The organism is Colwellia sp. PAMC 21821, assembly GCF_002077175.1.
Lineage (GTDB): Bacteria > Pseudomonadota > Gammaproteobacteria > Enterobacterales > Alteromonadaceae > Cognaticolwellia.
Window position 1 is genome coordinate 2,104,892 of the sequence record NZ_CP014943.1, and the last position, 11,678, is coordinate 2,116,569.

Annotated in this window: 12 protein-coding genes; 5 read left to right on the forward strand and 7 right to left on the reverse strand. The window is 37.1% G+C overall.

The window, feature by feature from the left end; all coding sequences use genetic code 11:
- Positions 1–70 precede the first annotated feature (70 nt).
- Complete coding sequence (locus A3Q33_RS08865) at positions 71–1,117, forward strand: CNNM domain-containing protein (protein ID WP_081179635.1); 1,047 nt, start codon at positions 71–73, stop codon at positions 1,115–1,117.
- A 185-nt stretch (positions 1,118–1,302) separates the two neighbouring features.
- On the forward strand, positions 1,303–1,830 hold the full coding sequence (locus A3Q33_RS08870; protein WP_081182452.1) for a hypothetical protein: 528 nt from the start codon (positions 1,303–1,305) through the stop codon (positions 1,828–1,830).
- 117 nt (positions 1,831–1,947) lie between these two features.
- Here the strand turns inward: A3Q33_RS08870 and A3Q33_RS08875 are convergent, their stop codons facing one another.
- The 5 genes from A3Q33_RS08875 to A3Q33_RS08895 all read right to left on the reverse strand — a co-directional run bounded on the left by A3Q33_RS08875 (position 1,948) and on the right by A3Q33_RS08895 (position 6,117).
- Positions 1,948–2,289, reverse strand: a complete 342-nt coding sequence (locus A3Q33_RS08875) for a hypothetical protein (RefSeq protein ID WP_081179636.1) — start codon at positions 2,287–2,289, stop codon at positions 1,948–1,950.
- Between the two features lie 340 nt (positions 2,290–2,629).
- The gene (locus A3Q33_RS08880; RefSeq protein WP_081179637.1) at positions 2,630–3,286 is read right to left on the reverse strand and encodes an esterase/lipase family protein; all 657 of its coding nucleotides are present in this window, start codon (positions 3,284–3,286) and stop codon (positions 2,630–2,632) included.
- A 149-nt stretch (positions 3,287–3,435) separates the two neighbouring features.
- Entirely contained in the window at positions 3,436–4,335 is a 900-nt protein-coding gene (locus A3Q33_RS08885; RefSeq protein ID WP_081179638.1) for an endonuclease/exonuclease/phosphatase family protein, read from the reverse strand.
- 325 nt (positions 4,336–4,660) lie between these two features.
- Complete coding sequence (locus tag A3Q33_RS08890; RefSeq protein ID WP_081179639.1) at positions 4,661–5,383, reverse strand: PepSY domain-containing protein; 723 nt, start codon at positions 5,381–5,383, stop codon at positions 4,661–4,663.
- Complete coding sequence (locus A3Q33_RS08895) at positions 5,380–6,117, reverse strand: PepSY domain-containing protein (RefSeq protein ID WP_231295815.1); 738 nt, start codon at positions 6,115–6,117, stop codon at positions 5,380–5,382. Before A3Q33_RS08895 ends, A3Q33_RS08890 begins: the two co-directional genes overlap by 4 nt.
- A gap of 382 nt (positions 6,118–6,499) precedes the next feature.
- Between A3Q33_RS08895 and A3Q33_RS08900 the strand changes: the two genes are divergently transcribed.
- From A3Q33_RS08900 to ahpF, 3 genes are all read left to right on the forward strand, one after another.
- A complete protein-coding gene (locus A3Q33_RS08900) occupies positions 6,500–6,916 on the forward strand; it encodes a hypothetical protein (RefSeq protein WP_081179641.1) in 417 nt (138 codons plus the stop codon).
- A gap of 777 nt (positions 6,917–7,693) precedes the next feature.
- Positions 7,694–8,263, forward strand: coding sequence for an alkyl hydroperoxide reductase subunit C (gene ahpC, locus A3Q33_RS08905; protein ID WP_081150466.1), 570 nt, complete (start codon positions 7,694–7,696; stop codon positions 8,261–8,263).
- 108 nt (positions 8,264–8,371) lie between these two features.
- Complete coding sequence (gene ahpF / locus A3Q33_RS08910) at positions 8,372–9,982, forward strand: alkyl hydroperoxide reductase subunit F (protein ID WP_081179642.1); 1,611 nt, start codon at positions 8,372–8,374, stop codon at positions 9,980–9,982.
- 152 nt (positions 9,983–10,134) lie between these two features.
- Here the strand turns inward: ahpF and oxyR are convergent, their stop codons facing one another.
- Positions 10,135–11,034, reverse strand: coding sequence for a DNA-binding transcriptional regulator OxyR (gene oxyR / locus A3Q33_RS08915; protein ID WP_081179643.1), 900 nt, complete (start codon positions 11,032–11,034; stop codon positions 10,135–10,137).
- Between the two features lie 219 nt (positions 11,035–11,253).
- Complete coding sequence (locus tag A3Q33_RS08920) at positions 11,254–11,619, reverse strand: cupin domain-containing protein (protein WP_081179644.1); 366 nt, start codon at positions 11,617–11,619, stop codon at positions 11,254–11,256.
- Positions 11,620–11,678 lie beyond the last annotated feature (59 nt).

Sequence of the window (11,678 nt, forward strand, 5' to 3'; positions counted from 1 at the left end):
ACGATACTTTCTTACATTGTGATATGCTATTTATAAGTTAAATACAAACTCATAGAGATGGACGACCTACGTGACTTTACTTTTTATTTATTTAGCCATTGCTATTGGAGTGTCTTTTTTGTGCTCGATACTAGAGGCGGTTTTATTATCGATAACGCCTAGTTTTGTAGAGCAAATCCAAACCATTAAGCCAAAGCATGGCGCAGTTTTAGCAAAAGTTAAAACGCGTTTAGAAGAGTCTCTTGCCAGTATATTAATTCTTAATACGTTTGCTCATACTATGGGCGCTGCAGGTGTTGGTGCACAAGCCATTGGCATATTTGGCGAAAAGTGGGAAACCCTAATTGCGGTGCTGCTAACCTTGGTTATTTTGTATTTTTCAGAAATTATTCCTAAAACGTTAGGGGCAACATTTTGGCGTAATTTGGCCATACCTTCTGCTTTTGTAATTACTTGGTTAGTAAGAATTGTTTACCCACTTGTTTGGTTATCAACGCGGTTAACACGTTCGTTCCATAAAGGTAAAGACAACGAAATTACCCGAGAAGAAATTATAGCCTTAGCGTCACTAAGCTATAAAGATGGCAGTTTGTTCTCGCAAGAAAATGAATATTTATCAAACATACTAAATTTACGCGAATTACACACCGGAGATGTGTTCACACCTCGCACTGTAGTGCACATGTTACATCAAGACATAACCGTAACCACTGCATTAAATCATGAAAAAACGAGTCAATTTACTCGTATACCTGTTTACGGAAATACTATCGATGATATTACCGGCAAAGTAATCAAAGGTGATTTGTATGAAGCTGAGCGCAGCGGGCACGGCGATGAAGCCATTAGTAAGTTTGTTATTCCGCTAACTGCGGTATCTGAAAAACTACCTGTTCAGCAATTATTAGATATGTTCATTAAAAACCATATCCACATCTACTCAGTTGAAGATGAATATGGTCAAACATCAGGCATTGTTACCTTAGAGGACGCCATTGAAACGCTGTTAGGGCGTGAAATAGTTGACGAAAGCGATGCCGTAACTGACATGCAAGCATTAGCGCGTGATAAATATCGCGAACGATTAAGAGAACTTAAGCAGAACAATAGTGATTAATCCTATATAAACGCCTATTTTTCGATAGTTCAAAGACCTTGACGACTATTACTATGATCTCGTTTGAATATTAATGGCTATTTTTAGGTTATCTGCCGTATCGCTAGATGATTATTTATTTATTGTGTGAACCAAAAGAAAAACGCTTACGTATTATTTCTCAAGATATTAAGGAGAAGTATACAATGCGCACAATAATTTACATATTTGGATTACTGTTATTAACGGGTTGTAGCAGCCAATATCCGAATAAAGATATTACCGGACAAATCTTCCCAGCCGTTGTTGGTTCTACATTAGAAAAAACATCACTGTCTATTCCAAGCGATTTAACTGATGACTTAACACTGCTGTTGATTGGTTACGTGCAGAATTCACAATTTGATATTGACCGTTGGTTAATTGCATTAGATGTGACGGAAACCAATGTAAAAGTTTATGAAGTACCGACTATTCAAGGGTTATTTCCTGAAATGTTTAGCACCGTAATTGATAATGGAATGCGTGCGGGTATCCCAAAGCCGTTATGGCAAGGGGTAGTGACTATTTACGATGATGGTGAAAAAATTCAGGCATTTACCGGTAACGAAAATGCTGCCAATACCAGAGTTGTGTTGTTAAATAGTGAAGGTGAAATATTATATTTTTATGATCAAGGTTTCGCGGTAGACGCACTGAACAAGTTAAGGTCGGCATTAATTGCTAACAAGTAATAGCGAAAATAAAAACCTATCCTCTTTACGTAAGCATTTAACCTAGCTTATGCAGAGGACTTGGTTTGTTTGTAGATACCGTTTGTAATGGATAAAATTAAGTTACATTTGTGATGACTACTGATAGGTAAAAGTAACTTTATCCATTTTAGCTATTAAACCTTGCTGTGAAGGTATAAAGGTTACGCGATCTGTTTTCGCAACAGCGTTGTTGAGAATAATTTCAACATCGCCTTCCATCACGGTTTTTCCGTTTTGAAACGAGGCATGGCTCGATTTAGTTGATAAATTACCCTTAGCGAAGGCAATTCTAACATTGCCTGTGTATATGTGGCGCTTACTGTCGGGCGATATTTCTTGTGATTTTGCAGTGATTTGCATTTCATTTGCAGACGCGAAGCCCGATAAAGCACTTAGAAATACAGCGGTTGAAAGCGTTACTTTTTTAATTAATTTCATCTTGATTCTCCTACCTAGATTCATTAAATACTGCTTAAGCTCACAGACACCTTACTAAATTTTTAACGGATTAACATGGTTAATTTTCAACATTCATAATAACTTCACAATCGAAATTTGGCTGATTAACTTGCAGCGCTTGTTTTAAAAGAGTTAGCGGTAGCCTCCATCGTTTCACTTATCGATGAAGCATCAATATAACCACATTAATGCGTACTAGTTGGTTTGATGGGGTCGTTGCGTAGCATCATTTAAAGTCATTGCTATTGCCAATGATACTTTAGCTTTGCAGGAGTATTTTTATCGCTAATATACGTTTTTCAGCAAAATGTTGTAATGGCTAATGCTCAAACTTACCTTGCTTAAGGTAATTAATAACTTGCTCGATAACTGCGTCATTTCGCATCATAAATACATGAGTGGTTGGCATTTCAATGTGATCATTCATGCCCTCAACTTTAGTGCTTTCGACAGATACTTTACCATCATCAGTATCTGGAATAAGTGAAGATAACAGTAAGTTTATGCTTTGAGTGCCGGCGATAATACCGACATCAAAATTAGCTTTACCTAATTGATTAGGCACGCTTAGTGCTCCAGTACCTAATTGCATACCCGCATCGCCATTCACCAAATGAAAACCGGGCATATTGCCAAGCTTGTCGACAATTTCAGTACCTTTGTTTGGTGGTCCTAACATCACCACTTTATTGAGGCTTTTGATGCTATGGTTGCTCAGAAACTGCCGCACTAAAATACCGCCCATAGAATGAGTAACAAAGCTTACGGGCATGCCTTCGCATTTGGTTAGCGCTTCTGCAATAGTTTTTTCAGCTAGCTGTTCTATAGGGTAAGCACGCGAAGGATAGTCGATGTTTAACACTTTATAGCCTTGCTCAGTTAAGCGCTCTGCCATTTTGTCCATTGAATGTGCTGAACGTGCTAAACCGTGCAATAAAATAACACATTCTGTTGTTGGCATATTCATATCTTTCATTTGTCATTCCAACGGTTGAAGCTAGTTTTTTACGAAAATTAACGAGGTTTCAGACTCGATAGCTTAATAAAATAAACATCAATTTTAATGTTAAAGCATGAAGTTATAAAGCCCAATATATGAATCTTATTTTGGGCTTTATAAATAGCTTACAAAACTAATTCTACCGAAATAGGGCAGTGGTCGCTAAGTTTTTGACTAAGTTCACGAGTATATTTTGGTTCGAAAACTAACTGGTCAAATGAATTCTCGACATACCGTGCTTTTGCTTTTGGATCAAAAATTATATGGTCGATATAGTCTTTGTAATAACCGCCCCAACATTTAGACTCTGCTTTAATTGTTGGAGCCCAAAGTGCTTCTGCACCCTCGTCATCAATGGTTTGCCATAAGCCTTGTACTTCACTGTAATTTAATGAAATATCTTTTACAAAACGACGATTAAAGTCACCTAATAATATAAAAGGGACGCCTTCTTTCGCACGTGCATCAACCCAAGCTTCTAGTGGTTTAGCTTGCTTAGCAAGTTCAGCACAGGCCGTTTTTGCATAGGCTTCTTTTTCATTCGTGTTGGGCATTTTAGCTATGCTAGTTTGGTCAAGTGCTTTATCAAAACAGCCTGATTTCATGTGTACAGCTAATAAACGCACACTTTTACCGTCTTTAGTTAAGGTAACGTCCATGCCTCGGCGTGCAAGGCCTTGATCAAGTTCACGATATTCAACCGCTGTGGCTTTATAGCCGCTGCTTTTTCTTACCGCTACGCCAACACGTTGTACCCAGTCTTTGGTTGTGAAGAAATAGTCGTATTCATCACCAAAAACTTTTGCTGCCCATTTTGCACTTTCCACCTCTTGCAAGGCAATGACGTCAGCGTCTAATTCTCGCGCATAACGCGCTAATTTTTGATAATCAACATCTTTGCGCTGATTATATTCATGAGAGCCCAACCAGGCGATATTCCATGAAGCGACTTTTAAGGTTTCAGCAAAAGCTGATGTGCTTAAAAGTGTTAGTGCGATGATAATAAAACTAATAAATTTTGTCATGACGTTATTCTAGATTGTTCATTGGGCAGCTATAGTAACCGCTGTTAAAGCAAATTCAAGTAAAGTGTGTAGTTTTTAGGAGCTAGCAATACTGCTGTATTTGATTTTGTATTGATATTTATCGGTGCTTTTAGTTAACGTTATTTTACGATTTAAATTATAAAGGGGTTAGTAGCCCCTTATTTTGAGAAACAGCAATTTAAGTCATTTAATCGTAGCCTGAAAAATTAAAGCTGACTAAATTTGTCGAACTAGCTTATGACCATCATGTTCACACCTAAGCCTAACGTTGGCTTAACTAAACTTATGATCTTTTATCATGCTATTATTTTTTTAAACGATAACTACCTTTGCGCAACATATGTATGGTCCAAATCAAACCCGTGAGGGTTAGCCAAAGTGTAATAAAAGCAAAAATTATAATTTGAATAGTGTTGAAGTTACCTACGCTGCCATAATCCATAAAGTGTAACATGAAGAAAAAATCGGCGAAGCGTTTGTCGCTATTGCTGTGTCCTACAATCTGCCCTGAGCCTTGTTCAACATAAACACTAGTTTCTAAGCTATCATCGAAATTAATTTGCCAACTGGGGTTTTTATGTTTAAGAAAGTCTGCAATGGGAGGTGCGATTAATGTGACTGAATCAATGCTACCTGGACCAGTATAACTTGCTTGGGCAATAGCAGTGGCGAGCGGTTTATCAATGAAGGTTAGCTCGCCTGTGATGGCATTAACGATATGATAACTATTGGTTAAATGACGATATAGTCCTTGTTGTTGCGTTAACAAATAATAAGGCTGAGAGAGAATATTAGTTTGATTAAGCTCAACAGTGTCAGGATACTTTTTCAGTATATTTTCAACGGGTAACAAGTCTTTGTTTGCGGTGGCTGGCTGCGTTGATATTATCGTTTGGCGATAAGCATTACCGCGTGCTTTTTCATGATCAATAACATTGAATGTTAAGCCACTAATTACCCATATAATTACCTGTAAACCGATAAGTAACGAAGCCCATTTATGAATTTTTCTGACCCAAATAATCATGACTTATCACCGACAGATAAATTTGCATCTTGATGGGGTTTGTTAGCGGTATTTCTGCGTTTATTACCGCGTTTCTTTCCAGAATTTATTATCGGTTTTATCACTTTAAAATAAGTCAGCACTAAGCCACTTAGCGCTGCAAATAATGCGAATGAAGCTATGAAAAATAATAACCAATTACTGGCATCTTCGTCGTCGCCATAATCCATAATATGAAAGCGGAACATCCAATCAAATATATACCAAAATTGGTGACGTTTGTTGACCACTTTGCCGTTATTCGCCGAAATATAAAACGTTGGTGAAGAGAAATGATCAAAATCTACCTGCCATACCGGCAAATGTCGTGCACTTAACGCAAAGGGTGGAGTTGATGAAATTAGTTCAGCATTGATAACGTCATCATCGCCAGAATAAAGGTGCTTTGCTAAGGCAATTGCCGTAGTTTTATTTAATGGCGATAACACTTCCCCACTGCGAGCATCGACGATAAATTGCTGCTTATCAATGCGAAATCGATAGACTTCTCGGTCGATCAGTACGCCAACACTTAAATTTTTCGCACGTGGATATTGTTGAAATAATTGTTGTGAGGTGTAGGTTAAATTCTCTGGTTTAATTTTACTTTGATGGGTTATTACCAGGCTATCACCATGAATATAGTCAATATCAAAAAATACCATGTAAGCACCAGTGACAGACCAAATAATAAACTGCGCACCAATAAATAACATCAGCCATTTATGAAGTTTATGGCTAAGGTTAAATAGCTTGAAAGGCTTTTTTATTATTGTTCTAGTGCGAGCACTTTTTGAATTAATGGTACGGTTCTCCAAAATAAACATTGGTTGGCATAGGTCTGTAGCGTTTAGCTGTAGTACTAAACATGTAATCTAGCGCTGAATTTAATGACTTATTGACCTTGTATCTTTACTATATAATATCGACACTAGACTAGTAATAGCAACTTAATCACGTAACAAATATTTTACAAAGTTAGGTATGATATTGATATAGTTGCTGTAGCATTTCCAGAAAAAACACATAACAGTCGTCATACGGATCAATCAACCATAAATAAACCGTAAATTAGTTATCATAAAAGCGAGCAACATCATGGATATTATGACTGAAACCCTGCCAATTGCTATTCAAGTTAGTGATGCTTTAGTTGCCGAAATAGAAAATATTGCCTCAGTTAGCAATAAACTTGAAGCTCAGTTGAATTTTCATACCATGACAGCTAATTGGTATAGTGATGAAGCTAATATTTTAATGATTAATTTTTATCTTATATCTATTTCTGAACTTAAAAATGTAACCACGCATGTCGGTAGCGTAGATTTAGAATCGCTTGCTGATGATGTACTATTACATTCAAAAAATAGTTTACTAGACTGTCATGTTGCCATTACACCAGCAGAGTCTGTATTGATAGAGCAACAACCAAAACTATTATCGGGTTACCTCGCTAAAAAGCTTACTAAAGTGCTGAATTTAATTGCTGACAGACAGAAATTTGTACATATTTAAAATTATTAAATACTATTTTCTATCTTGTAGGTCATTAAAATTAAGCCTCTGTGATAAAAATTGTTATTAATAGCGTTAATTTTTAAATAAAATTGAACTAACCTCGAATAACACGCTCTTACTTAGCAAGAGATTCTCCCCTCGATTTTGTTTTTATTATTGTTTCTATTAGTGTTTATATATTGTTATACGCTCCTCACTTGAGGGGCGTTTTTTTTGCCTAATAAAAAGTGACGTACTTTTAGCAAGGTTTTCGCGAGTTTAACTATAAGATGAAATTATTTTTAATTAATAAAGTTAATAAAGCCAATAAAATTAGTGGCTTAAATAACAATATACCAAGGTAAGATAATACTGTTCAATTTTATTTAAAATTAAAATGAACTAAACACGAATATGCTGCTCTTACTTAGCAAGAGATTCTCCCCTCGGTTTTGTTTTTATTATTGTTTTATATTAGTGTTTTTATATTGTTATACGCTCCTCACTTGAGGGGCGTTTTTTTTGCTTTAATTTTCAATCAAAGCCACCTAATCGACATAAAGTCTTTTGATAAAAACCATCTTTTTAATACACAAATAACAAACTGCAAATATTTATGCTTTAACAACCCTGAAAATATAGTGCCTTCAGCTATCACAACAATCGTCCTTATTTACATTGATAGTTTTAACCTATCGATATGATAAATTCAAACGATTGTTCCTATGTAAAATGTCAACGTATCATTCTCCCAACTTAACAAGCACTCATATTTTTAAACAAGTGGAGATACACATGTACAAATCAATTATCAATTCAACTATTCAACCATTTAACGCAACAGCATTTAGTAAAGGCGAATTCGTCGAAGTATCAGAAGCAGATGTTGCAGGCAAATGGGCGGTATTTTTCTTTTACCCTGCTGACTTTACTTTTGTATGTCCGACAGAGTTAGGCGATATGGCTGACCATTACGCACAGTTGCAAGAAATGGGCGTTGAAGTTTACTCAGTATCAACTGATACACACTTTACTCATAAAGCATGGCACGGCAGTTCAGATACTATCGGCAAAATTCAATACCCAATGATTGGTGACCCAACAGGTAAAATTACTCGTAACTTTGGTGTCATGATCGAAGACGATGGCTTAGCACTACGTGGTACGTTTGTTGTTAACCCTGAAGGCGAAATTAAAATTGCTGAAATACATGACCTAGGCATAGGCCGTTCAGCGAAAGAATTAGTGCGAAAAATTCAAGCGGCACAATATGTAGCAGAACATGACGGTGAAGTTTGTCCAGCAGCATGGCAGCCAGGTGCAGAAACATTAACACCATCTTTAGACTTAGTTGGCAAAATCTAAGTTAAGAAAAATTGCCGCGATATTACAATCAATATCGCGGCACACGCTAAATAAAAAAATCAAACAAACCTTAAATCTTATTCATCATTGTTCTTGAGGGAATAAACCATGTTAGATACAAACTTAAAACAACAATTAACTACCTATTTGCAAAATTTAACATCGGCTGTTGAATTGTCAGTATTTTTAGGTGACGACGTAAAATCAAAAGAATTAAATACCTTGGTGGCAGAAATCGCTGAGATGTCAGCGTTAGTAACGATTGTTGAAGCAGATGCAAGCAACGAACGCGTACCATCAATGTTAGTAAAATCAGTTAAAACCGGCGGTGAAATGCGCTTTGCGGGTGTGCCCATGGGGCATGAGTTTACCTCACTGGTATTAGCCTTATTGCATAGCGGTGGACACCCAATAAAACTTGATAAAGCGGTAATCGAGCAAGTGGCAGCATTAGAAGGTGACTATAGCTTTGAAACCTACATTTCTTTAAGTTGTCAGAATTGCCCAGACGTAGTGCAAGCTTTAAATATGATGGCAGCAATTAATCCACAAATTACACATGTGATGGTGGATGGCGCTTTATTTCAAGAAGAAGTATACAAGCGCGATATTTTATCAGTACCTGCGGTTTATCTTAATGGTAAAGCGTTTGGACAAGGCAGAATGACAGTAACCGAGATTTTAAATAAAGTAGATACCAATGCAGGCGCGAGACAAGCTAAAGCCATAAACAACAAAGAAGCCTTTGACTTATTAGTTATTGGTGGTGGTCCTGCTGGCGCAGCGTCAGCTATATATAGTGCTCGTAAAGGTATTCGCACCGGAATAGTTGCTGACAAATTTGGCGGTCAGCTTCAAGACACCATAGCCATTGAAAATTTTATCTCCGTCAGTGCGACACAAGGCCCTAAATTAGTCGCTAGTTTAGAAGCGCATGTGAATGACTACGATGTTGATATTATGAATAATCAACGGGTGAAAAACATTATAAAAAGTGATGTTGAAGGTGGCTTAATTACCGTTGAGTTAGAAAATGGTGCCACCTTACAAACACGCTCAACCATAATCGCAACAGGTGCCAGATGGCGAGAAATGAACGTCACTGGTGAGCAAGAATATCGTGGTAAAGGTGTGGCTTATTGCCCACATTGTGATGGACCTTTATTTAAAGGAAAATCAGTGGCCGTAATTGGCGGTGGCAATTCAGGTATTGAAGCGGCGATTGATTTAGCCGGCATTGTTGAACATGTTACTGTGTTGGAGTTCGACTCAGTATTACGAGCAGATGCGGTATTGCAAAATAAAGCTCGCTCGTTACCGAATATCGATATTATTGTGAATGCACAAACCACAGAGGTGTTAGGTAATGGTAAGCATGTAACTGGGCTTAATTACCTTAATCGTGCAACCAACAAGCAAGAAAACGTCGAACTTGCCGGTATATTTGTACAAATTGGCTTATTGCCAAATTCACAATTTTTGCAAGGAACCGTTGATTTAACTGATCGAGGTGAGGTTATTATTAATCAAAAAGGTGAAACCAATATTGCTGGGGTTTATGCCGCCGGAGATGTAACAAATACGCCTTTTAAGCAAATAATTATCGCCATGGGTGGCGGTGCAGCAGCAGCTTTAGGGGCATTTGATTATTTAATCAGAACACCAAATCCACTTGAAAATCGTGAAAATATTGAAAGTATGAGCGAAGTTGCCGCTTAATTTTTGAGAAATAATTTGTGCGTTAAAAACGCTATTGTGCATAACAGTAGCGTTTTTTTATAAGCAATTTTTTGTAAACAGAAGAATAAGTTGTATTAAATTTATTAGCTTATTAGCTTATTAGCTTATTAGCTTATTAGCTTAAAACAAGGCTAATCGAATAAGCCCTTTACCGCTTGGCGAATTTCATTAACAACGGCGCTAACACTTTCCATTCGAGCATAACCTGTACGGCAGAGTAATGCTATTTCACGATTTGGTTGTGGGCTTTCAAAAGGAATATAGTGAATATGCTTTTGCGGGGCATAGTTAATCGTTGCCAACTGCGGCAATAGTGTAATACCCATATTACTTGCCACCATATAACGTAAAGTTTCAAGGCTGGTGGCTCGAAAGCTATGATCTTCCTCAGCACCGGCGCTAAAACAATAACCCATAGCTTGATCTCTTAAACAATGACCATCTTCTAAGGTGAGAATTTTTTGATTATGCAGATCATCAAAAGTCACTGTCGATCTGTTAGCAAGTGCATGTGATGGAGACGTTGCCATCACCAAAGGCTCAGTGAATAAATCATATCGTTCAAAGCGCGCCATTTCGGGTAGCCAAGGCAGAATTAAAATATCGAGTTTGCCTGTTTCCAACTGTTGCAGTAAATCTTGAGTTCTATTCTCATGTAAATAGAAGTTTATTTTCGTTAGATTGCTGTTCAGCGTTGGCATAATATGCGGCAGTATATAAGGCGCTAACGTGGGGATTAAGCCGATATGCAAGTCACCCGACAGTGGATCAAGCAGGGCTTTAGCTGCTTCTTCAAAATTATTTGCCGCGTTCAATACTTGTTGGGCTTGTTGAACTAGCTTTTCACCAGCGGGCGTTAGCATTACATTGCGAGGCTGCCGCTCAATTAATGTTAATTTAAGTCGCTGCTCTAACTTCTGAATTTGCCCACTCAACGTTGGTTGACTAACAAAACAGGCATCAGCAGCATGGCCAAAATGTTTATATTGGGCAATGGCCGTAAGATATTCTAAGTCACGTATTTTTATCATAGTTAAAATCTATGGTTGTTAGGGGTTTAATAGTTAAATTATTTTATCTTAAAAGATGAAATTCAGCCACTGTGCTCTATTATGCTAATTAATAACTTAATGGTATTAAATACAACAAGGTAACAACACTGCAAAAATATACTTGTGAAAATAGAAGTAGTAAGTTTAAAGTTTGTTTATTTATTTTGATATTTTATTTATTTTACAAGCCAATTGGATTTATACCCATAGATCATTTTGAGCGGTTAGATCACTGTTCGCATCACCAGTATTCACTACGCCTTTTGGCTCCACAATCATAATTTTACATTCAGCCTTAGCGACGGGTTTATGTTCAACACCTTTAGGGATCACAAACATTTCGCCAGGCGATAAGGTGACAAGTCCATCTCGAAATTCAATAGTAAGAACGCCATCAATGACAATAAAAACCTCATCTGTTTCTGGATGGTCATGCCACACAAATTCACCTGCTACTTTCACTAATTTAAATTGATAATCATTCATTTCAGCGATAACACGCGGTGACCAATGCTCAGAAAATTGGCTAAACTTATCTTTAAAGTTGATTACTTTTGACTTCATCTTAGCTCCTAGGGCTTAATTTAAGCTTTTAATATTACATAATTCTCACGTTTGATAAA

What these genes read in the sequence shown, in the direction of transcription:
- A3Q33_RS08885 (WP_081179638.1), bottom strand. Translation starts at nt 4,335, where the DNA reads ATGACAAAATTTATTAGTTTTATTATCATCGCACTAACACTTTTAAGC.
- A3Q33_RS08900 (WP_081179641.1), top strand. Translation starts at nt 6,500, where the DNA reads ATGGATATTATGACTGAAACCCTGCCAATTGCTATTCAAGTTAGTGAT.
- ahpF (WP_081179642.1), top strand. Translation starts at nt 8,372, where the DNA reads ATGTTAGATACAAACTTAAAACAACAATTAACTACCTATTTGCAAAAT.
- A3Q33_RS08875 (WP_081179636.1), bottom strand. Translation starts at nt 2,289, where the DNA reads ATGAAATTAATTAAAAAAGTAACGCTTTCAACCGCTGTATTTCTAAGT.
- ahpC (WP_081150466.1), top strand. Translation starts at nt 7,694, where the DNA reads ATGTACAAATCAATTATCAATTCAACTATTCAACCATTTAACGCAACA.
- A3Q33_RS08920 (WP_081179644.1), bottom strand. Translation starts at nt 11,619, where the DNA reads ATGAAGTCAAAAGTAATCAACTTTAAAGATAAGTTTAGCCAATTTTCT.
- oxyR (WP_081179643.1), bottom strand. Translation starts at nt 11,034, where the DNA reads ATGATAAAAATACGTGACTTAGAATATCTTACGGCCATTGCCCAATAT.
- A3Q33_RS08880 (WP_081179637.1), bottom strand. Translation starts at nt 3,286, where the DNA reads ATGAAAGATATGAATATGCCAACAACAGAATGTGTTATTTTATTGCAC.
- A3Q33_RS08895 (WP_231295815.1), bottom strand. Translation starts at nt 6,117, where the DNA reads ATGTTATTTATTGGTGCGCAGTTTATTATTTGGTCTGTCACTGGTGCT.
- A3Q33_RS08870 (WP_081182452.1), top strand. Translation starts at nt 1,303, where the DNA reads ATGCGCACAATAATTTACATATTTGGATTACTGTTATTAACGGGTTGT.
- A3Q33_RS08890 (WP_081179639.1), bottom strand. Translation starts at nt 5,383, where the DNA reads ATGATTATTTGGGTCAGAAAAATTCATAAATGGGCTTCGTTACTTATC.